The following is a 19,285-nucleotide window of genomic DNA, read 5'->3' on the forward strand; positions in this document are numbered from 1 at the left end:
GAAACCCGCGACCGCGCCGACGGTGGGCTCCCCGACGCGCCCCAGCAGTGGGAACCCGAACTGGCCGAGCCATCCGTCGTCGAAGTATTTCGACAGGTAGCCGCGCCCCGAGTCCGGGGCGATCACCACGACCACGTCGTCGGGTCCGAGCTCGCGCGCCACGCGCAGCGCCGCCGCGACCGAGGTACCCGAGGATCCGCCGAGCAGCAGGCCCTCCTCGCGGGAGAGCCGGTGCAGGACCCGCAGCGATTCCGCGTCCGGGATGCGCTCGATCCGGTCGACGACCTCTCGGTGATAGGACTGGGGCCACTCGTCGATCTCGGTCTCCGGATGGCGGTAGTGCCCGACGGATTCGACGTACCAGGCGCGCCCGTCGCCGCCGCCGTACACCGACGACTCGGGGTCGGCGCCGACCACCCGCACCCGCCCGCCGGAGACCTCCTTGAGGAATTCCCCTGCCCCGCTGACCGTTCCGCCGGTCCCGATGCCCGCGACGTAGTGGGTGACCGCACCGCCGGTCTGCTCCCAGATCTCGGGCCCGGTCGTGGTGCGGTGGGCCTCGGGATTGGCCGGGTTGTCGTACTGGCCCGCGAACCACGCACCGGGGATCTCCTCGGCCAGCCGCAGCGCGACGCTGCGCAGGTGCTCGGGGTGACCGACCGGGCGACCACCGGGGGTCACGTGCACCTCGGCGCCGTAGGCCCGCAGCAGCGCGACCTTCTCGCGGCTGGACTTGTCGGGGACCACCACGACGACGCGGTACCCGCGGGCCGCCCCGATGGCCGCCAGCCCGATCCCGGTGTTGCCGGAGGTGGCCTCCACGATCACGCCGCCGGGACGCAGGTCGCCCGCGGCCTCGGCGGCGTCGAGCATCGACAGCGCGGCCCGGTCCTTCACGCTCCCACCGGGATTGAGGTACTCGAGCTTGACGTACACGGTGGCCGCGCTGCCGTCGGTGACGCGGTTGAGCCGCACCAGTGGGGTGTGCCCGACGGCGGCATCGAGGGAGCCGAACACCGCGGCGCCGATCCGGGTGCGTTCGATGTCGATGGTCATGCCGCCGACCTTCCTGTCTCGCCGAGCAGCCGCAGCACCTCGCGCCGCAGCCGCAGATATCCGGGGTGGTCGTGGTCGCGGGGCCGGTCCAGCTCCACGGGGAGTTCGGCCAGGACCTTGCCCGGCCGCGGGGTGAACACCACGACGCGATCGGCCAGGCGCAGCGCCTCGTCCACGTCGTGGGTCACCAGGACGCCGGTGAAGCCGTCGTCGTGCCACAGCCGCGCGATCTCGGTCTGCAGCGTGGCGCGGGTCAGGGCGTCGAGTTTGCCCAGCGGTTCGTCCAGCAGGAACAGCCGGGGCCGGTTGACCAGCGCGCGGGCCAGCGAGACCCGCTGTGCCATACCGCCGGACAGCTGCGCCGGGTAGCTGTCGCGGAAGGCGGCGAGGCCGACCAGGTCGACGGCCTCCTCGATCCGGTCGCGGTCGGCGGCCAGGGTGCCGCGCGCCTGCGGCCCCAGCGCGACGTTCTCCGCGACGGTGCGCCAAGGGAACAGGGTGGGGTCCTGGAACATGAGCGCGCGGTGCGGATCCGGTCCGGCCACCGGCGCGCCGTCGACGCGGATCGTGCCCCGCGACGCTCGCTCGAGCCCGGCGAGCAGGCGGAGCAGGGTGGACTTGCCGCATCCGGACGGGCCGAGCAAGGCGACGAATTCGCCCGGCTCGATCCGCAGGGAGATGTCGGTGAGCACCCGCAACCTGCCCAGTTCCTGCGCCCGCGTCGGGACCGGCGCGGGCCGGCCCAGCAGCCGGTCGACCACCCCGCGCCCGCGGGGCCCGGCCACCGCGAACTGGTGCGAGACGCCCTCGATGTCCACGGCACTGCCGCGGAGCGGTTCGCTCACCATCGCACCAGATCCTTCTGCCAGCTCAGCGCCCGGTTGCGGACGCGGAACAGGACGAGCATGAGCAGCCGGCAGATGACGATCATGACGATGATCGCGGCGTACATGCGCGGGTAGGCGGCCCAGCCCTTGGTCCACTGGATGTACCAGCCGAGTCCGTCGCGCACGCCGAGCAGTTCGGCGACGGCGAGCGCGGCGAGCGAGGCCCCCAGGCCCATGAACAGTCCGGTGAAGATGTTCGGCAGCGCCGCGGGGACGGCGACCCGCCAGACCAGGAAACGCGGCGAGGCGCCCAGGGTCTGCGCGACGTCGAAGTAGCCGCGGGTGACCCCGGCGATCCCGGCGCGGGTCAGCACCGCGACGGGGAACCAGACGCCGAAGGCCACCATGAACACGCTGCCGCTGTAGGTGGAGGGGAATACGACCAGCACCACCGGCAGCAGCGTGGCCGCGGGGACCGGGCCGATGAACTGCAACACCGGATTGCCCCAGTAGTTGGCCACTTTCGACCAGCCCATGGCCAGGCCGGTGCCGAATCCGGCCACCGAGCCGACGGTGAACCCGACCAGCAGCAGCACCAGCGAGTGCCAGGTGCTCGAGGCCAGGATGCCCGCGTCGGACACGAAGGCCGAGAGCAGGTGCTGGGGCGAGGCGAAGTGGGGCGGGACCAGCAGGCCGGTCTTGGCGGTGGTCCACTCCCACACCAGGACCCACGCGCCGAGCACGGCGATCCACGGGGTGCGCCTGCGCAGGGCGGCGGCCGAGGCCGGGTGGGTGTAGGCGTGGATCGCCCAGCCGGTGAGGACCAGCGTCCACGCCGCGAACAGCAGTCCGGTGACCAGCGGGTCGGCGGCGTCGAGCGCGTCGGGCACCGCGAGGGTGAGCACCGCGGCCAGCACCCACAGCGCCCAGGCCGCCGCCAGTCCCGGCCCGGGCAGCTGCCGGGCCGGGGCCGGGGCGGCCGGCGTGGGCGTGGGCGCGGTGAGCGTGGCGGTCACCGGGTCACCACCGCAGTCCGAGATCGACGTAGACCTTGTTCGCCAGCGCCTCGGGGTCGGTCTTGCGATCGAGGTAGCCGGTCTTGGCGAATTTGGCGATGCCCGGGATGATCTCGGTCTCGAGCCGCGCCGCCGACGGGTTGTAGCCGTAGGTCTTCAGGATCGACTCGACCACCGGCGCCTCGGCCGCGACGTACTTGTTGTCGACCTCGATGGCCGCGGCCGCGGGGATGTTGGCGCCGACCCAGCGGCTGCCCTCCGCCCAGGCGGTCACCAGGGAACGGGCCACGTCGGGTTCCTCGCGCAGCAGCCTGCCGTTGATCGCGGCGGCGCAGCAGTAGTGCTGCTTGTTGACGCCCTGGGAGTTGTTGGTGAGCTCGCGGGCCCTGCCCTTCAGCGTGGGCAGCAGCGCGATCGGGTCGCTGGCCGCGATCGCCACGATCTCCCCGCGCGCGAGCGCGTCGGGCAGCTGGTCGGTCGCGAACACCCGCCAGTCGACGTCTCGGCTGGGGTCGAGGCCCGCGTCGAGGAGGTCGAGGGAGAAGAACGACATGGCCGAGTCGCCGATGGCGCCGACGCCGACCGGCTTGCCGCGCAGTTCGGCCACCGAGGTGATGGGGCTGTCGGGCGGCACCACGATGCGCAGGCAGCCCTCGTGCAGGCCGGCGGCGAGTTTCGCGTCGATGCCCTGCTCGATGGGCTTGAGCCAGGAGAAGAAGATGCCGGGGGCGGCGTCGAGTTTGCCCGCGCCGACCGCGTCCTTGATCTGGTCGCCGCCGGTCTTGACGATCTCGACGTCGAGGCCGTGCTTGGAGAAGATGCCCTGGTGCACCGCCGCGAACAGCGGTGCCTCGCAGATGCCGCCGCCGTGGCCGATGCGCAGGGTGCGGGCGACGCCGCCGGTGCCGGGCGTGCGGCGGGTCGTGAGCCAGGCGGCGAGCCCGCCGCCTGCCACCACGGCCGCCGCCACGCCCGCGCCGGCGAACAGGCCACGCCGGGACAGCCCTGCCGCCGGGGCGGGCGGCGCCGCCGGCGTCAGGTCCTCGTCCTCGTCGGGGGTGTGACCCGCCGCGCCGTCCGGTTCGGTCGTACTCATCTGGCTACCTCGTCCTCCGCGCGCCGGTCGCTCCGCGGTCCCTCGCCGCGGTCCTGCGTACGGTTCGACGTTCCCGAATTGCCGCGCGTCCGACCAGGTTTGCTCTCACCCCGATTCGATCGGCGCGCCGCGGCACGGCGACCCGCCGGGGTCAGCGCGCCGGGCGGGGCCCGACGATGGAGGCGCGCTCGACGGTGCGCCGCGCGGGCCAGTAGTCGCTCGAGGCGTAGTGCTGGACGGCCCGGTTGTCCCAGAACGCGATCGTGTCGGGCTCCCAGCGCAGGCGCACCTGGTGCTCGGGCGCGTCGGCCTGCCGGGCCAGGCGGTCGACGAGTTCGCGGCTCTCGTCGAGGTCGAGGCCCGCGATGCGGTCGGTGAAGATGCGGTTGACGTAGAGGTGCTTGCGGCCGGTGACGGCGTGGGTGCACACGACGGGGTGCCGTACCGAGGGGTGCGCGGCGCGCATCCGCTCCTGCTGCTCGGCGGTGGCGCGCACGCCGAAGGCGCGCGTGAAATCGTGGATGCCGTCGAGGTTCTCGATACGCGCCTTGGTCTCGGCGTCGAGCGCGTCGTAGGCGGCGTACATGTCGGCGAACAGGGTGTCGCCGCCGATCTCGGGCACGGTGATCGCGTGCAGGACCGCGCCCATGGAGGGCAGTTCGCGCCAGGTCACGTCGTGGTGCCAGGCGTTCTCGAATCCGGCCACCTCGGCGGTCTTCTCGAAACGGACGAGTTCGGGTTGGCCGGTGTTGGACGGGATGACCGGGTGGATCTCGAGCTCGCCGAACCGCCGGGCGAAGGCGACGTGCTGGGCGGCGCTGACCGGCTGATCGCGGAAGAACAGCACCTTGTAGTCGTGCAGGGCACGGCGGATCTCGTCGATCACCTCGTCGGCCAGGTCGGCCCGCAGGTCGATGCCGCTGATCTCGGCGCCGAGGGTCGCGCCGACGCGCCGGGCGTCGAAGTGCTGCCAGGTCAGCCCGGCCAGCCGGTCGCGTTCGGCGACGAGGTGGGTGAAGGGGCCCGCCGCGACCGGATACCCGGGCAGCGGGATCGAGTGGACGGCCGGTGCCCGGTCCGGGGAAGGGTCGACGACTGCCGTGGATGTCATGGGTCCGCTCCTGGGTCGAGGGGTGTAGTCAACCGACTACAGCGCTACCGTAGCCGGGTGACTACACAGGCGGGAAGGGATAGCGATCCCGGTGATCCGAATGCGGCGGCCACGCCGGTCGGCCGGGACGCGGTGGCCGCGGCGGTCCTGTCCGCGGCCGCGGACCTCTATGCCGAACGCGGTCCAGCCGCGACCTCCATCCGCGACGTGGCCGAGCGCGCGGGGGTCAACCACGGCCTGGTCTTCCGGCATTTCGGCGCCAAGGACGCCCTGGTCGCCGCGGTGCTCAACCATCTCGCGGCCGAATCCGAGTCCGCCATCGGCGACGCGGGCGCCGGTGCGGGCGGCGCCGATCCCCGGCTGCGCCGCCACTGGATCGTGCTGGCGCGCTGCCTGCTCGACGGCTATCCGGTCGGCGCCATGCAGGACCGTTTTCCGGTCGTCTCGCGGCTGATCGAGCAGACCCCGCGCGCCGGCCGCGCGGACGGCGCCCTCGCCCTCGATGTCGCGCACGCGGTCGCGTTCCGGCTGGGCTGGGAGTTGTTCGCACCGTTCCTGCGCGCCGCCGCCGGCCTGGACGCACTGTCCGAGGACGAACTCGACGCGGCCGTCGACGAGCGGGTCCGGCGGCTCCTCCTCGCGGGCGGGGACTGACCCGCAATTGCGCGCAGCGCTGGGGAAACCCTTGCGCCGCAGCGCCCCGGTGGCGAGAGTTGGCCCTTTCGCGCGGAGCAGAGGAGTCCCGATGACCACCACCGAACCGCCGCGTTCCGGCGCCCAGGCCGTCGACCGGGCCGTGCACGTCCTCAACTGCTTCCAGGGCGGTGACGATCCCGAGCTGTCGGTGAGCGAGCTGGCCCAGCGCGCGGGCCTGCCGGTCTCGACGACGTTCCGGCTGGCCCAGGCGCTGGTGCGCGGACGGCTGCTGGAACAGGACCCGGCGACCGACCGGTACCGCATCGGGCACGGGCTGGCATGCCTGGCCCGGCCCGCGCTGAGCCGCCTCGGCCTGGACGCGGCCGCGCCGCACCTGTACGCGCTCGCCGCAGGCATCAAGATCACCGTCAGTCTCTCGGTTCCCGACACCGACGACGCGCTCACGGTCTTCCAGGCCCGTCCGCCGGTGCACTTCTGCGCCAATCAGATTCCGCGCGAACGCAGCCCGCTGCGCACCAGCGCCGTCGGCCAGGCCCTCATCGCCCACGCGGGCGACGCGGAGTTCGATCCGGTCCGGCGCCGCGGTTTCGCCGTCGAGGAGATCGACGCCGCCGAGCCGATCCGCGCGGTGGCCGTCCCGGTACTCGGCCCCGGCAGGCAGGTCTGGGGCGCGCTCGGCGTCCAGGCGCGCGCGGTGCGCCTGGACGCCGAGCTCGTGCGCGCGGTCGTGCCCGCGATGCACCAGATCGCGGTCCGCATCGGGCCGTTCTTCCACACCGCGGCCGCCGGTACGGAATTCGGCGCACTCTGATTTTCACGATGTGGAATCGCCGTTGCCGATGCCAGAATCGGTGACGCATCCTGAATGCACGCACGGCAGCGAATACGCGCCGTCATCGTTCGAAGAAAGTCGGATCATGGTCCACACCCCCGCGCTCGTCCGCCGCCGTACGGTGGACCTGATGCGCCTGTCCCCCGGGTTCTGTCGCCGCTGACCGCGCGCCGGCCCGCTCCTCGCATTTCGCCGGCGATTCTCGATTCCACACCGCCGCCGCGGCATTTCCGAATTCGACCGCGAAAACCGATGACCCCGCCGGTCACCGGCGACATTCGCGATGCCGAAAAACCCGGTGCGGTCTCCAGGCACTCCCGGAAAAGGGAGTCCAGCAGCAGTTGTCAGCCCACCCCGGCCCGTCCGATGCGGCCCTCGCGGCCACCGGACAAACCCGTCGAAAGATTCACACACCATGCTCTCTGCATTCCGTCGCCGACGACCCCTGCGCGCCCTCGCCGCCGCGCTCGTCCTGCCCGCCGCGCTCGCGGCGGTGACCGCCTGCGGCAATTCCTCGGCGCCGACCAGTGCCGACGGCAAGACCGTGCTGCGCTATCAGGGCACCACCGGTCAGGTGCAGTTCTGGGAACTGGCCGACGAGCTGGGCTACTTCTCCAAGGTGAAGCTGCAGTGGGAGAGCGACACCACCAGCGGCCCGGCCAGCATCCAGGCCGCGGCGACCAAGCAGACCGAATTCGGCGGCGCGTTCAACGGCGCGGTGGTCAAACTCGCCGCGGGCGGCGCGCAGGTCCGCTCCGTCATCTCCTACTACGGCTCCGACGACAAGACCTTCAACGGCTACTTCGTCCGTGAGGACTCCGGCATCACCAAGGGCCGCGACCTCATCGGCAAGAAGGTCGGCGTCAACACTCTCGGCGCGCACCACGAGTTCCTGACCCGCGAGTGGCTGCACCAGCAGGGCCTGAGCGAGGACGAGATCAAGCAGGTCCAGCTGATCGTCGTCCCGCCGGTCAACACCGAGGAGGCCCTGCGCAGCGGCCAGATCGACGTCGCCGCACTGGGTGGGGTGTTCCGCGAGACCGCGGTCGGCCGCGGCGGCATCCGCCCGCTGTTCACCGACCGCGACATCTTCGGCCAGGCCAGCTACGGCAGCCTGCTGTTCCGCACCGACTTCATCGAGCGCAACGGCGACGCGGTCAAGGACTTCGTGCAGGGCACCGCCCGCGCCATCCGCTGGACCCAGATCACCCCGCGCGACGAGGTGGTCGCCAAGTACGCCCAGATCATCGGCAAGCGGGGTCGCAACGAGAACACCAAGCTGCTCGACTACTGGCGCAGCTCCGGCATTCCGGTGGCGGGCGGGGTGATCGCCGACAAGGAGGTCCAGGTGTGGATCGACTGGCTCGAGCGCAACGGTGAACTGCCCAAGGGCAAGCTGAAGGCCGCGGACCTCTACACCAACGAGTACAACCCCTACGCCAACGGCACCTACCCCCCGACCGCGGGCCCGACCGGTGAAGTGGTGGCCGCGAAATGAGCACCGCCACGACCAAACTCGCCCTCAACGGGGTCAGCAAGCAGTTCGCGGTCCGGGGCAGCGACGAGAAGTTCACCGCCGTGGACGACATCACCCTCGACGTCCGGACCGGGGAATTCCTCGTCCTGGTCGGCCCCAGCGGCTCGGGCAAGTCGACCCTGCTCGATCTGCTCGGCGGGCTGAGCAAGCCCAGCGCCGGGGAGATCCTGCTCGACGGCGCCCCCGTCACCGGGCCCGGCCTCGACCGCGGCATCGTCTTCCAGCAGTACGCGCTGCTGCCGTGGCGCACCGCCCGCGCCAACATCCAGTTCGGGCTGGAGGCCAAGGGCGTGCCGCGTCGGCAGCGCCGCGAGATCGCCGACCACTACCTGGAACTGGTCGGCCTCGCCGGCTTCGGCGAGCGCTACCCGCACGAGCTCTCCGGCGGCATGAAGCAGCGCGTGGCGATCGCGCGCAGCCTCGCCTTCGACCCGGAGGTACTGCTGATGGACGAGCCCTTCGCCGCCCTGGACGCGCAGACCCGCGAGTCGCTGCAGGACGAGCTGCTGCGCATCTGGCGCACCACCGGCAAGACCGTCCTGTTCATCACCCACGGCATCGACGAGGCGGTGTACCTGGGACAGCGGGTCGCCGTGCTCACCTCGCGGCCGGGCCGGGTGAAGAAGGTCATCGACATCGAGTTCGACCGCAGCGCACCGGATGTGCGCTCGAGCGAGCAGTTCCGTGACTACCGACACCTGATCTGGAGCGAGCTGCAGAGCGAGGTGCAACGCGCCCAGCGGCTCGAACTGGCCGACAGCGGCGTCGCCGAATCCACCGACAGGAGCCCCGCCCATGTCTAGCGCCGTCCCCGTGCTGTCCCGCGCCAACCCCACCGCGAAGCAGGTGGCGGTGACGGTGCCCGAACCCGCGGACCGTCCCGACCGGGCGGGCGCGCTCGCCGTCCGCGCGGGCGGGCTGGTCCTGCGGGCGGTCAAGCCGCTGCTGGCCTTCGTCCTTCTGCTGGGCGCCTGGGAACTGGCGCCGCGCTTCGGGATCGTCGACGAGGTGTTCCTGCCCCCGTTCTCCACCGTCGTCGAGGCCTTCGCCGAACTGGTGTCCAACGGCCAGATGGGCGAGCACGTCTCGGCCAGCCTGACCCGCTCGCTGACCGGCTTCTCCATCGCGCTGGTCGTCGCGGTACCCGTGGGCATCGCGATCGCCTGGTACAAGCCCGTCTCGGACTTCCTCAACCCCGTGCTCGAGCTGTTCCGCAACACCGCCGCGCTGGCGCTGCTGCCGGTGTTCGTGCTGATCCTGGGCATCGGGGAGACCTCCAAGATCGCGCTGATCAGCTACGCCACCTTCTTCCCCATCCTGCTCAACACCATCACCGGGGTGCGCACCGTGGACCCGCTGCTGATCAAATCGGCGGTCTCGCTCGGCTTCTCGCCGATCCGGCTGTTCGGCAAGGTGATCCTGCCCGCCGCGATCCCGTCCATCTTCACCGGCATCCGCATGGCCGCGGCGAGCTCGATCATCGTACTCATCGCCGCCGAGATGATCGGTGCCCGCGCCGGCCTCGGCTACCTGATCACCGCCGCGCAGCAGAACTTCCAGATCCCGCAGATGTACGCCGGGATCGTGGCGATCTCGCTGATCGGTCTCGGTTTCAACTTCGCCCTCGTCGCCCTGGAACGCCGCCTGTCGCGCTGGCGTACCGCGCAGCAGTCCGTCTAGGAGAACACCCGTGTCCGACCGCACCTTCCACCTCAACGCCTTCCTGCTCGGCGTCGGCCATCACGAGGCCGCGTGGCGGCACCCGCGCACCGACGCCCGCAGGCTGCTGCAGCTCGCGCACTACCAGGAGCTCGCGCGGATCGCCGAGCGCGGCAAGCTCGACTCGGTGTTCTTCGCCGACACCCTGGCCACCGGGCCCCGGGTGGAGCGCAACGCCTTCGGCGTGTTCGAGCCGCTCACCCTGCTCGCGGCCCTGGCCGGGGTGACCGAGCACGTCGGCCTCATCGCCACCGTGTCCACAGGGTACAACGAACCGTTCAACCTGGCGCGCACGTTCGCCTCGATCGATCACATCAGCGGCGGCCGGGCCGGCTGGAACATCGTCACCTCGGCCGGTCTGGACGAGGCGGCCAACTTCGGCCTCGACGCGGTCCCGCCGCACGCGGGCCGCTACGAGCGCGCCGAGGAGTTCGTCCGGGTGGCCACCGCGCTGTGGGACAGCTGGGAGCCCGACGCGGTCGTCCTCGACGCCGAGGCGGGCCGCTTCGCCGACCCGGACAAGGTGCACCGGGTCGACCACCGCGGCGCACGGTTCGCGGTGCGGGGCCCGCTCAACTCGCCCCGCAGCCCGCAGGGCCGGCCGCTGCTCGTGCAGGCCGGATCCTCGGAGGACGGCAAGGAGTTCGCCGCCCGCCACGCCGAGGCCGTGTTCACCGCGCAGCGCACCCTCGCCGAGGGCGTGGCCTTCTACCGCGACCTGAAGTCGCGGCTGGCCGCGCACGGCCGCGACGAGAACGACCTGAAGGTGCTGCCCGGGCTCGTGCCGTTCATCGCGCCGACCGAGGCCGAGGCCCGCGCCCTCGAGCAGGAGTTCACCGACCTGATCTCCCCCGACTACGCGCTGCGCCAGCTCTCGGCGGTGCTCGGCGTCGACCTGAGCGAGCATCCCCTCGACGCGCCGCTGCCGCCGCTGCCCGACGAGGCCGCCGTCGAGGGCGCCAAGAGTCGCTTCACGCTGATCAAGGAACTCGCCGACTCCGAACGGCTCACCGTGCGTCAGCTCATCGGCAAGCTGGGCGGCGGACGCGGGCACCGCACCTTCGCGGGCACCCCCGAGCAGGTCGCCGACGAACTGCAGACCTGGTTCGAGGCGGGCGCGGCCGACGGCTTCAACATCATGCCGCCGTACCTGCCCGGCGGCCTGGACGACTTCGTCGACCAGGTGGTGCCGATCCTGCAGCGGCGCGGGCTGTTCCGCACCGACTACACCGCGACCACGCTGCGCGGCCACTACGGCCTCGCCCCGGTCGGCTCGCGGCACGACCTGGTGAGCGCCTAGATGGTCGCCCGCCGCCTCGACATCGAGCTCATGCGGGTGGTGAGCAGTTCCTGTCCCGGGTGACCGCTCCGCCGATCGCCGCAACAGCCCGAAGGAACGCTCATGACCACCCTGGAAAACCCCACGACCACCCTCACCTTCACCCCCGTCGCCGGGCACATCGGCGCCGAGGTATCCGGTGCCGATCTGCGCGCGGAACTCACCGACGAACAGGTCGCCGCGATCACCGAGGCACTGCACGCGTACAAGGTGTTGTTCTTCCGCGACCAGCACATCGACCACGGCCAGCAGGTCGCGTTCTCCCGCCGGTTCGGCGCGGTCACCGCCTCCCACCCGTACGACACCGACGCCCCCACCGACCACCCGGAGATCCTGGCGGTGGATTCGCGCCTGTACGAGAAGCGATTCGGGCACCGCAAGGTCAGCTACACCAACCACTGGCACACCGATGTCTCGCCGCTGATCAACCCGCCCGCGGCCTCGATCCTGCGGGCCGAGATCGCGCCCGAGCGCGGCGGCGACACCCAGTGGACCAACCTCGCCGCCGCCTACGCGGGCCTGCCGGAGTCGCTGCGCACCTTCCTCGACGGGCTGCGCGCCGAGCACCGCTTCGGTGGCCGCAACCCGCAGTGGAACGCCGACAGCGACTACGCCCGCAAGGTCGCCGCCGCGCCACTGGTCACCGAACACCCCGTGGTGCGGGTGCACCCGGTGACCGGGGAACGGATCCTGTTCGTCAACCCCGGGTTCACCACCCGCATCGTCGGCCTGACCCCGAGCCAGAGCGACGCGCTGCTGACGCTGCTGTTCGACGAGATCTCCCACCCCGCCTACACCGTCCGGTTCCGGTGGGAGAAGGGCAGTATCGCGTTCTGGGACAACCGGGCCACCGCCCACCTCGCCCCCAGCGATCTGGACCACCTCGACGTCACCCGCGTGCTGTACCGCACCACCCTCGAAGGTGACATCCCCGTCGGTGTCGACGGCGCCGAGTCCACCTCGGTGGCCGGCGAGAAGTTCACCGGCAACTGAACGACCCCGGTGCCCGGCCGTCCGCGGCCGGGCACCGTTCTCTTCCTTCCGCAGTCCCACAGGAGGCCACGCCATGGGCGAAACCTGGCAGACCACAACAGATGTGCTGATCATCGGCGGCGGTCCCGCCGCGTCCTGGGCCGCCGTGCACGCCCGGGAGGCCGGGGCGGAGGTGATCCTGGTCGACAAGGGCTACTGCGGCACCAGCGGCGCCACCGCGCCCGCGGGCACCGGCGTCTGGTACGTCGCCCCCGAGGCGCAGGCGCGCGCCAACGCCAAGGCCTCGCGCGAGGCGCTGGGCGGCTACCTGGCCGACCACTACTGGATGGACCGCGTCCTCGACCAGACCTACACCAACATGAACCGCCTCGCCGTCGAGGGCCGCTATCCCTTCCCGGTCGATCCGGCCACCGGCGAGCAGCTGCGCACCGGCGTGCAGGGCCCGGAGTACATGCGCCGCATGCGCGCGTGGCTGCAGCGGATCGGGGTCGAGATCCTCGATCACTCCCCCGCCCTCGAGTTGCTCGTCGACGACGCGGGCGCCGTGCGCGGCGCGGCGGGTCATCAACGCCACGCGCGCCGCGACTACCGCATCACCGCGGGCGCGGTGGTGCTCGCCAGCGGCGGCTGTGCGTTCCTGTCCCGCGCGCTGGGGACCAACGTCGACACCGGCGACGGGGCGCTCATGGCCGCCGAGGTCGGCGCCCGGTTCTCCGGCATGGAGTTCTCCAATGCCTACGGCATCGTGCCCAAGGGCTCGACGATCACCAAGACCGCCTACTACAGCTACGCCACCTTCTTCGGCGAGGACGGCCGGGTCCTCGAGGACGCGGGCTCCACCAAGGGGCGCTCGGTCATCGCCCGAACCCTGCTGCAGGAGAAGGTCTTCGCCCAGCTCGACCGCGCCGACGAGACCGTCCGTGCCCAGATGCGCCTCGGCCAGCCCAACTTCTTCCTCCAGTTCGACCGGCGCGGCATCGACCCGTTCACCCAGCGCTTCGAGGTCGACCTGCTCGCCGAGGGCACCGTGCGCGGCACCGGCGGGATCGACGTCGTCGACGACGACTGCGCCACCACCGTGACCGGGCTCTACGCGGCCGGGGACGCCGCCACCCGCGAGCGCATCTGCGGCGGGTTCACCGGCGGCGGCAGCCACAACGCCGCCTGGGCCATGTCCTCGGGGAGCTGGGCGGGGGCCGGGGCGGCCCGGCACGCGCTCGCGGTCCGCGGCTCCGCCCCCGCGCTGACGGGCGCCGGCCTGGTCGGGCTGCGGCCCACCGGTTCCCGCGACGTCTCCGCCGACGAGGTGGTCGCCGCCGCGCAGGCCGAACTGATCCCGTTCGAGAAGAACTACCTGCGTCACGGCGACCGGATCGCACCCGCCCTCGCCCGGCTCGACGAGCTGTGGGAGCACGCCTCGGCCGGGCTCGCGGGCGACGGCGCCGACCGGGTCCGCGCCCGCCAGGCCGCGGCCATCACCGCCGTCGGCCGCCTCATGTACCGCTCGACGCTGGCGCGCACCGAGTCCCGCGGCATGAGCAAACGCGCCGACCACCCCGGCGCCGATCCCGGCCAGCACCACCACATCACCGCGGGCGGCCTGGACGAGGTCTGGACGGGCACCGCGCAGGCCCGCAACTCCGGTCTGGCGGTGGCGTCGTGATCGAGCTGCTGCGCGCGCAGGACTGCATCGCCTGCGACAAGTGCGTCGACGCCTGCCCCACCGACGTCTTCGACCGCACCGAGACCGGTATCCCGGTGATCGCCCGGCAGTCCGACTGCCAGACCTGCTTCATGTGCGAGGCCTACTGCCCCGCCGACGCGCTGTACGTCTCCCCCGAGTCGACTCCGCTGCCCGCCGAGGCGGCGCTGCCGGAGGAACACATCGGACGCTACCGGGAGAAGCTGGGCTGGGGCCGCGGCCGCATCGCGGGGGCGAGACTCGCGGTGGGACCCCGCCTGCCGCACGGGACCCAGCCGCCGCGGATCGCGGAGCCGGGGCAGGTCGTCACCGGCTAGACCCGCGGGGGCGGCGTCGCGGACGCCGCCCCCGTCGCGCGTCTCGTTCCTGTGTCGGCGCGGTGACGGCGCCGGTCACAGCCGCCCGGTCCACGTCCGGGTCGCCGCCGTCTCCCCGTGCACCCGGAAGCTGCGCGCCCAGCCGGCTTCCTCGAGGAACCGCATCTCGTTGTTGACGTGGGTGCCCACGTCGAGCAGCGCTGCCGCCTTCTCGTCGAAGTTGTAGAACTCGTAGATGTAGATCCGGTAGGTGATCTCGGCCTCGAGCCCCCCGTCGCGCTCGTGGACGACGGTGTCGCTGCCGACCGCGATGTCGTAGTGCCCGATGGCGTAGTAGAGGTCGCCCTCGTGCGGATCGGCCCCCAGCCATCCCGACGCCAGTTCGCGCACGACGCCGACCTGCGGGTCGCATCGCGCCTGGTCCCGGATCGCCTCGAGCGCCTCCTCCACCTTCGCCTGCGCGCCGGGCGTCGCGACCACCCGCTCCACGTCCTCGGGGCGGATCTGATAGACGAAGCCCTCGCACGGATTGTCCAGGTAGACGCGGAAGATGTCGGAGGCGAAACCGAATCCGCTGGAGGCGAAGTAGGTCTGGACCGCCGCGGCGCCGGCACGGTAGCCCGCGGCCGCGGCCTTGTCCAGCACACCGCACCGGGAACCGTGCACCGCGCGATCACCGGGCAACGGGGGGTCGGCAGGCCGAAACATGTGCACGCTCCAAGTCGATTCGATGGCCACCGGCGCTCCCCCGCACCAGGCAGGAGTGTAGCCATCGCGCGCGCCCCGCGCCGATCCGGTGTGGCGGTGGCGCTTTTGGGCGTGTGCCCGCCGGATCAGCGCCGCGCGACCCCCTCGGACCCGGGCCGGTCGCCGAGGTGCTCGCGCACGGCGGCCACGGCGCGGACGGCGCTCTCGGCGGCCGCCTCCATGGTGGAGGGCATCCGCGTGTCGGTCCAGTCGCCGGCGAGGAACAGCCCGGCCACGGGCGTGCGCTGCGGCAGGCGCAGGTCGTCGAAGCCGGGCTGGGCGGAGAACGTCGCCTTCGGCTGGTGGATGACGTGGGTGCGCAGCACCTCGGCCTCGGCGAACTCGGGGTAGTTGCGGGCCAGCGATGCCAGTGCCGCCGCCGTGAACTCGGCGTTGGACAGGTGGACGACGTCCCACGAGGCGCTCACCGCCAGCGAATAGCAGTGCCCCGCGCCTGTTTCCACGCCGTGCATGCCGCTGGTGTCGAAGACCCACTCGATGGTGGTGTCGCGCAGGTTCTCCGCGAGCCTGCGCATCCGCAGCGGCCGGTCCAGCCACACGTAGACGCTCGAGATCGGCGCGGCCTCGATTTTGCGCGCCGGGCCGAAATGGTCGTACCGGCCGAGGTTCCCGCGATCGAGCAGCGTGGTCAGCGACCACGGCGGCACGGCGAGCACCACCGCGTCCGCCTCGATCACCCGGCCGTCGGCGAGCCGGACGCCGGTGACGGCGTCACCGACGATCTCGACGTCGGTGACGCCGCTGCCCGCGACGATGTCCGCGCCCCGCTCGGCCAGGTAGCGCTCGGCGGGCGCGACGAACAGCTCGTGCAGGCTCACCCGCGGCCAGACCGCGTCACCGGCGCGGGTGTTGCCCGCGGCGGCGCGCCGCCCGATCCAGTGCAGCGTCCGGACGAACAGGGACGCCGACACCCGCTCGGTCCGTTCGTTGAGCAGGCCGATGACGAACTGGTCGAGGACCAGCGCCCGCAGCGACGCCGGGGCGCCGATGCGCCGGAACCAGCGGTCGACGGTCAGGTCGTCGAGTTCGGGGGCGGGACGCAGTGCGGCGCGGGCGATCCGCAACCAGGTGCGCAGGGCGGCGGGCCGGTCGCGCAACGGGATCGGTGGCCAGGCCAGCCACGACAGCCCGACCACCCGGCGCACGGTGGCGGGCAGCCAGGACGGCGCGCGCAGGGTCAGCAGCTGACCCGGCCCCGTCCGGATCGCGAAAGGCGGTGCGTCCCAGCGGAGCAGGTCGGCGGTGCCGATGGTGTGGACGTAGCGGAGCAGCGCGTCGTAGCAGCCCGCGAACAGGTGCTGACCGTTGTCGACCCGGCCGTCGACGCCGGCGACCTCGACGGAGATCGTGCGCCCGCCGAGCCGTCCCCGCTTCTCCACCAGCGTGACCCGATGTCCCGCCTCCGCGAGCCAGACCGCGCCGGCCAGTCCGGCCAGACCCGCGCCCGCGACGACGACGTGGGCGGGTTCCTGCTGACTCATCGGCGCCTCCGGATTCGATGACCATACGGTCGAGTGAGAGATTTTGATCGCCATCCTCTCACCGCGTCGGCGGGGTTGTACAGCATCGACCATTCTTCGAAATCGACGGAATGTCGATTCACTTTTGACTATCGTGCAGACGGTGGGCCACCCGGGGACATCCCCTCGGCCGTCCCCGCCGAGCACCGACCGCCCCCTCCGCGAAGGAACCGCATGTACCCCGGCGCACACGTCGACCGATTCCCCGACAAACCGGCGGTTGTCATCGCCGAGACCGGCGCGACCCTGACCTATCGCGAGCTGGAGGAGAACTCGATCCGGCTGGCGCGGCACCTGCGCGGCGCCGGGCTGCGCCGGGGCGACCACGTGGCGCTGCTGTCGGTCAACAACGCGCGGGTCTACGAAGTGTACTGGGCAGCACTCAGAACCGGTCTTTACATCACCGCCGTCAACCGGCACCTGTCCCCGGCCGAGATCAGCTACATCGTCGACGACTGCGGCGCCAAGGCGCTGATCGTGTCGGCCGAGCTCGCCGACGCCGCCGGGCGCATCGTCGCGCGGACACCCGCGGTCGAGGTGCGGCTCGCCTTCGGCGGCCCGGTGCCCGGCCACGAGTCGTACGAAGAGGCGCTGGCCGCCGCGTCGCCCGAACCTCCGGCCGATCAGCCGCGCGGCGGGGACATGCTCTACTCCTCGGGCACGACCGGCCGGCCCAAGGGCATCAAGCTGCCCCTGCCCGACCGGCAGGTCGGCGACCCACCCGGCGACACCTACACCGCGTTGTTCGGCCCGCTCTACGGATTCGACACCGACACCGTCTACCTGTCCCCGGCACCGCTCTACCACGCCGCGCCCCTGCGGTACGGCGGCGTGGTCCACGCGCTCGGCGGCACGCTCGTCGTCATGGAGCGATTCGACGCCGAAGCCGCGCTGGCGGCGATCGAGCGCTACCGGGTGACCCACAGCCAGTGGGTGCCCACCATGTTCGTGCGCCTGCTCAAACTCGACGCCGCCGTCCGCGCGCGCTACGACGTGTCGAGCCTGAAGGTGGCCGTGCACGCCGCCGCGCCCTGCCCGGTCGACGTCAAGCACGCGATGATCGACTGGTGGGGGCCGATCCTGCACGAGTACTACGCCTCCACCGAGGCCAACGGCGCCACCTTCATCGACCCCGGGCAGTGGCTGCGCAAGCCGGGTTCGGTCGGGCCCGCGCTGCTCGGCACGATCAGGATCTGCGGCGAGGACGGGGCGACGCTGCCCGCGGGCGAGGTCGGCACCGTGTACTTCGAGCGCGACGAACGGCCCTTCACCTACCACAACGATCCGGCGAAGACGGCCGAGGCCACCCACCCCGATCACCCCACCTGGACCACCACCGGCGACATCGGCTACGTGGACGACGAGGGCTACCTGTTCCTCACCGACCGCAAGGCCTTCGTGATCATCTCCGGCGGGGTGAACATCTACCCGCAGGAGATCGAGGACGCCCTCGCCCTGCATCCGAAGGTTCTCGACGTCGCCGTGATCGGCGTCCCCGACGAGGAGATGGGCGAATCGGTCAAGGCCGTGGTACACCCGGCCCCCGGCGCCGACCCGGGCCCCGAACTCGCCGCGGAACTGCGCGCCCATCTGCGCGACCGCATCGCCCACTACAAGGTCCCCCGCAGCGTCGACTTCGCCGACGACCTCCCGCGCACCCCCACGGGGAAACTCGTGAAGGGCGCGCTCCGCGCGCGCTATCTCCCGCACGGGCGGCCGTAGGGTCGGTCGGCCCGACGGCCGGAATACGCCGCCGTTCAGCCGAAGTGGAGGCGGTAGCGATACCACGGGCCGTCGTAGGGCGTGTACTCCGTCGCGTCGGGCGCATCGGACGGCGGCGGGGCGAGGCCGGGGAAGTAGGCCAGACCCCACGTCCCGCCGTCGTCGGCGATGGCGAAGCGGCAGCCGCCGTCGGCGCGGTGGACGTGGCGGACCGTGAGCAGGCCGAAGCGGTGCCGATCGGAGGTCTCGACGCAGGCGCGGGCGGCGACGGTCAGCGGCTCGCGCGACAACCGCCACGACAGCCGTTCCGGTGCCGAGCTGCCCAGCACGAGGGCGCCGACGATCGCCACGACCGGGGTCGCGGCGACCAGGCCGTGCGCGCGGTGCCGGGCCAGACCGATCGGCCCGCAGATCATCCAGGTCAGGCCGGCCGCCGCGAGCAGGGGTACCGCGAGGACTCACAGGAGCAGGCTCGACCCCGCGGCCTGCTCCCACACCAGCATCGCCACCGCGAGGAGGGTGAGACCGCACGCCGACGTCATCGCGACGACCCACCTGCGGGGCGCGGTGCCGCGCAGCCGGACGGCCGGGCTCATCCCAGGACGTTGGGTTGGTCGAGCACCCAGCGCCAGGAGCCGTCCGGCTGGCGGCGGGCGACCTCCACGGTCGCACCGCCGCCGCCGGGCAGGCGGGAGCTGGTGAGGGCGAGGTCGCCGGTGCGCAGGGCCGGGCCGGTGTCGCCCGGCTCGAACACGGGACGGGCGGCGACCAGGCGGGCGTAGGCGGCGCGGATCTCGTCGGCGCCGGTGGCCAGTTCCCCGTCGGGCAGGGCGAGCACCGCGGACGGCTCGTACAGTTCCACCAGTCCGTCCACGTCGCCGGCGTTGAGCCGTTCGACCACCAGCCTGCTCAGATCCTCGGGCCGCACCGCACGCTCGCGGCCGCTGTCGTCGGGCATCTCGACTCCTCCCTCGCGTGGACGAATTCCACGGTATCGGCGGGGTCCGACAAGGTGCCCGCGCGCGGCCGCCGGTGAACGGCGAGCGAACGGCAGCGGAAACCCCCGGTGCGCG

20 protein-coding genes are annotated in these 19,285 nt (G+C 72.1%); 10 read left to right on the forward strand and 10 right to left on the reverse strand.

Annotated elements, in window-relative coordinates; genetic code table 11:
- The 5 genes from ON36_RS09940 to ON36_RS09960 all read right to left on the reverse strand — a co-directional run.
- The coding region (locus tag ON36_RS09940; protein ID WP_052313824.1) for a PLP-dependent cysteine synthase family protein at window positions 1-1,056 on the reverse strand (1,056 nt) is incomplete at its 3' end.
- A complete protein-coding gene (locus ON36_RS09945) occupies window positions 1,053-1,904 on the reverse strand; it encodes an ABC transporter ATP-binding protein (protein ID WP_043650688.1) in 852 nt (283 codons plus the stop codon). The genes ON36_RS09940 and ON36_RS09945, both read right to left, overlap by 4 nt.
- Complete coding sequence (locus ON36_RS09950) at window positions 1,898-2,899, reverse strand: ABC transporter permease (RefSeq protein WP_043650689.1); 1,002 nt, start codon at window positions 2,897-2,899, stop codon at window positions 1,898-1,900. The genes ON36_RS09945 and ON36_RS09950 overlap by 7 nt, the downstream gene beginning before the upstream one ends.
- 4 nt (window positions 2,900-2,903) lie before the next feature.
- Window positions 2,904-3,995 carry an ABC transporter substrate-binding protein gene (locus ON36_RS09955; RefSeq protein WP_052313826.1) on the reverse strand — a complete coding sequence of 364 codons (1,092 nt, stop codon included), beginning with the start codon at window positions 3,993-3,995 and terminating at the stop codon, window positions 2,904-2,906.
- 151 nt (window positions 3,996-4,146) lie between these two features.
- Window positions 4,147-5,106, reverse strand: a complete 960-nt coding sequence (locus ON36_RS09960; protein WP_043650690.1) for a TauD/TfdA dioxygenase family protein — start codon at window positions 5,104-5,106, stop codon at window positions 4,147-4,149.
- A 57-nt stretch (window positions 5,107-5,163) separates the two neighbouring features.
- On the opposite strand from ON36_RS09960, the gene ON36_RS09965 reads away from it, so the two are divergent.
- The 9 genes from ON36_RS09965 to ON36_RS10005 all read left to right on the forward strand — a co-directional run bounded on the left by ON36_RS09965 (window position 5,164) and on the right by ON36_RS10005 (window position 14,202).
- On the forward strand, window positions 5,164-5,760 hold the full coding sequence (locus ON36_RS09965) for a TetR/AcrR family transcriptional regulator (protein WP_083885039.1): 597 nt from the start codon (window positions 5,164-5,166) through the stop codon (window positions 5,758-5,760).
- A 91-nt stretch (window positions 5,761-5,851) separates the two neighbouring features.
- Window positions 5,852-6,574 (forward strand): IclR family transcriptional regulator, encoded by a 723-nt coding sequence (locus ON36_RS09970; RefSeq protein ID WP_043650692.1) that lies wholly within the window; start codon window positions 5,852-5,854, stop codon window positions 6,572-6,574.
- Window positions 6,575-7,010: 436 nt separating this feature from the next.
- Window positions 7,011-8,093, forward strand: a complete 1,083-nt coding sequence (locus ON36_RS09975) for an ABC transporter substrate-binding protein (RefSeq protein WP_043650693.1) — start codon at window positions 7,011-7,013, stop codon at window positions 8,091-8,093.
- Window positions 8,090-8,935 (forward strand): ABC transporter ATP-binding protein, encoded by an 846-nt coding sequence (locus ON36_RS09980; RefSeq protein WP_043650694.1) that lies wholly within the window; start codon window positions 8,090-8,092, stop codon window positions 8,933-8,935. The genes ON36_RS09975 and ON36_RS09980 overlap by 4 nt, the downstream gene beginning before the upstream one ends.
- A complete protein-coding gene (locus ON36_RS09985; RefSeq protein WP_043650695.1) occupies window positions 8,928-9,812 on the forward strand; it encodes an ABC transporter permease in 885 nt (294 codons plus the stop codon). The genes ON36_RS09980 and ON36_RS09985 overlap by 8 nt, the downstream gene beginning before the upstream one ends.
- A 10-nt stretch (window positions 9,813-9,822) precedes the next feature.
- The gene (locus ON36_RS09990; protein WP_043650696.1) at window positions 9,823-11,151 is read left to right on the forward strand and encodes an LLM class flavin-dependent oxidoreductase; all 1,329 of its coding nucleotides are present in this window, start codon (window positions 9,823-9,825) and stop codon (window positions 11,149-11,151) included.
- A gap of 102 nt (window positions 11,152-11,253) precedes the next feature.
- Window positions 11,254-12,183 (forward strand): TauD/TfdA dioxygenase family protein, encoded by a 930-nt coding sequence (locus ON36_RS09995; protein WP_043650697.1) that lies wholly within the window; start codon window positions 11,254-11,256, stop codon window positions 12,181-12,183.
- Window positions 12,184-12,256: 73 nt separating this feature from the next.
- Window positions 12,257-13,846 (forward strand): FAD-dependent oxidoreductase, encoded by a 1,590-nt coding sequence (locus tag ON36_RS10000; RefSeq protein WP_043650698.1) that lies wholly within the window; start codon window positions 12,257-12,259, stop codon window positions 13,844-13,846.
- Window positions 13,843-14,202 carry a 4Fe-4S dicluster domain-containing protein gene (locus ON36_RS10005; RefSeq protein WP_043650699.1) on the forward strand — a complete coding sequence of 120 codons (360 nt, stop codon included), beginning with the start codon at window positions 13,843-13,845 and terminating at the stop codon, window positions 14,200-14,202. The genes ON36_RS10000 and ON36_RS10005 overlap by 4 nt, the downstream gene beginning before the upstream one ends.
- 75 nt (window positions 14,203-14,277) lie before the next feature.
- Here the strand turns inward: ON36_RS10005 and ON36_RS10010 are convergent, their stop codons facing one another.
- Both ON36_RS10010 and hpnE read right to left on the reverse strand, forming a co-directional pair.
- Window positions 14,278-14,847: a hypothetical protein gene (locus ON36_RS10010; RefSeq protein ID WP_157224831.1), complete on the reverse strand. Its 570-nt coding sequence runs from the start codon at window positions 14,845-14,847 to the stop codon at window positions 14,278-14,280.
- 188 nt (window positions 14,848-15,035) lie between these two features.
- Window positions 15,036-16,451: a hydroxysqualene dehydroxylase HpnE gene (gene hpnE, locus ON36_RS10015; RefSeq protein WP_052313827.1), complete on the reverse strand. Its 1,416-nt coding sequence runs from the start codon at window positions 16,449-16,451 to the stop codon at window positions 15,036-15,038.
- A 213-nt stretch (window positions 16,452-16,664) separates the two neighbouring features.
- Here hpnE and ON36_RS10020 point away from each other — a divergent pair, with 213 nt between their 5' ends.
- Window positions 16,665-18,212, forward strand: coding sequence for an acyl-CoA synthetase (locus ON36_RS10020; RefSeq protein WP_043650701.1), 1,548 nt, complete (start codon window positions 16,665-16,667; stop codon window positions 18,210-18,212).
- A 35-nt stretch (window positions 18,213-18,247) separates the two neighbouring features.
- Here the strand turns inward: ON36_RS10020 and ON36_RS10025 are convergent, their stop codons facing one another.
- The 3 genes from ON36_RS10025 to ON36_RS10030 are packed head-to-tail and all read right to left on the reverse strand — an operon-like array spanning window position 18,248 to window position 19,170.
- A complete protein-coding gene (locus ON36_RS10025; RefSeq protein WP_043650702.1) occupies window positions 18,248-18,628 on the reverse strand; it encodes a hypothetical protein in 381 nt (126 codons plus the stop codon).
- A gap of 42 nt (window positions 18,629-18,670) precedes the next feature.
- On the reverse strand, window positions 18,671-18,808 hold the full coding sequence (locus ON36_RS34660) for a hypothetical protein (protein ID WP_157224832.1): 138 nt from the start codon (window positions 18,806-18,808) through the stop codon (window positions 18,671-18,673).
- On the reverse strand, window positions 18,805-19,170 hold the full coding sequence (locus ON36_RS10030) for a YybH family protein (protein ID WP_052313828.1): 366 nt from the start codon (window positions 19,168-19,170) through the stop codon (window positions 18,805-18,807). Before ON36_RS10030 ends, ON36_RS34660 begins: the two co-directional genes overlap by 4 nt.
- Between the last annotated feature and the right edge of the window lie 115 nt (window positions 19,171-19,285).

This window comes from Nocardia thailandica NBRC 100428 (assembly GCF_000308795.1).
GTDB classification, from domain to species: Bacteria; Actinomycetota; Actinomycetes; order Mycobacteriales; family Mycobacteriaceae; genus Nocardia; species Nocardia thailandica.

Bases quoted from the DNA above. Each gene is read 5' to 3' on its own strand.
- ON36_RS10025 (WP_043650702.1), bottom strand. From the start codon at position 18,628: ATGATCTGCGGGCCGATCGGTCTGGCCCGGCACCGCGCGCACGGCCTG.
- ON36_RS09985 (WP_043650695.1), top strand. From the start codon at position 8,928: ATGTCTAGCGCCGTCCCCGTGCTGTCCCGCGCCAACCCCACCGCGAAG.
- ON36_RS09975 (WP_043650693.1), top strand. From the start codon at position 7,011: ATGCTCTCTGCATTCCGTCGCCGACGACCCCTGCGCGCCCTCGCCGCC.
- ON36_RS09970 (WP_043650692.1), top strand. From the start codon at position 5,852: ATGACCACCACCGAACCGCCGCGTTCCGGCGCCCAGGCCGTCGACCGG.
- ON36_RS09945 (WP_043650688.1), bottom strand. From the start codon at position 1,904: ATGGTGAGCGAACCGCTCCGCGGCAGTGCCGTGGACATCGAGGGCGTC.
- ON36_RS09995 (WP_043650697.1), top strand. From the start codon at position 11,254: ATGACCACCCTGGAAAACCCCACGACCACCCTCACCTTCACCCCCGTC.
- ON36_RS10030 (WP_052313828.1), bottom strand. From the start codon at position 19,170: ATGCCCGACGACAGCGGCCGCGAGCGTGCGGTGCGGCCCGAGGATCTG.
- ON36_RS09955 (WP_052313826.1), bottom strand. From the start codon at position 3,995: ATGAGTACGACCGAACCGGACGGCGCGGCGGGTCACACCCCCGACGAG.
- ON36_RS09960 (WP_043650690.1), bottom strand. From the start codon at position 5,106: ATGACATCCACGGCAGTCGTCGACCCTTCCCCGGACCGGGCACCGGCC.
- ON36_RS10000 (WP_043650698.1), top strand. From the start codon at position 12,257: ATGGGCGAAACCTGGCAGACCACAACAGATGTGCTGATCATCGGCGGC.
- hpnE (WP_052313827.1), bottom strand. From the start codon at position 16,451: ATGAGTCAGCAGGAACCCGCCCACGTCGTCGTCGCGGGCGCGGGTCTG.
- ON36_RS10020 (WP_043650701.1), top strand. From the start codon at position 16,665: ATGTACCCCGGCGCACACGTCGACCGATTCCCCGACAAACCGGCGGTT.
- ON36_RS34660 (WP_157224832.1), bottom strand. From the start codon at position 18,808: ATGAGCCCGGCCGTCCGGCTGCGCGGCACCGCGCCCCGCAGGTGGGTC.
- ON36_RS09980 (WP_043650694.1), top strand. From the start codon at position 8,090: ATGAGCACCGCCACGACCAAACTCGCCCTCAACGGGGTCAGCAAGCAG.